At 41.6% G+C, this 517-nt stretch carries 1 tRNA gene and 1 rRNA gene; both read left to right on the top strand.

Features of this window, described 5'->3' with window-relative positions:
• Positions 1-87 (top strand): 16S ribosomal RNA (locus tag UF05_RS11115); the annotation flags it as partial.
• Positions 88-206: 119 nt separating this feature from the next.
• A tRNA-Glu gene (locus UF05_RS11110) sits at positions 207-282 on the top strand.
• The last annotated feature ends 235 nt before the right edge of the window (positions 283-517 follow it).

Here is a 517-nt window from a genome sequence, read left to right as displayed (position 1 = left end):
GGGACGCTTACCACTTTGTGGTTCATGACTGGGGTGAAGTCGTAACAAGGTAGCGCTAGGGGAACCTGGCGCTGGATCACCTCCTTAAACGATGATTACTCACGATGAGTGTCCACACAGATTGATACGGTTTATAAAGTAAAGAGAAGAGAGTTCCCAAACTCTCAAGTTTGGTTCTGCTTTTTAAAGTGGATACAGACAGCAGTGTCCCGTTCGTCTAGAGGCCTAGGACACCGCCCTTTCACGGCGGTAACAGGGGTTCGACTCCCCTACGGGATACCATCTTTAAACATTCTCTCTTGAGAGTTTTTAAAAATGGTTACTTCATCAGAAGTGATTAGTTCTTTAACAATTTGGAAAGCTGACAAAACAACAATTTATTGTTGTTTGTAAAGTTCTCAATGTTTGTCTTTAAGACAAACACCAAAATAACACATTCAAGTGTTCTTGGAATTTGAGTCCGGCAAAATCGAGTCTGCATCATGTATAAAAATTGCAGACAACTTTGGTGACTTGT

It is taken from the genome of Vibrio sp. S457-15 (assembly GCF_000960545.1).
In the GTDB taxonomy this organism is placed as follows: domain Bacteria; phylum Pseudomonadota; class Gammaproteobacteria; order Enterobacterales; family Vibrionaceae; genus Vibrio; species Vibrio parahaemolyticus.
This window is presented reverse-complemented; position numbering and strand designations above follow the sequence as displayed.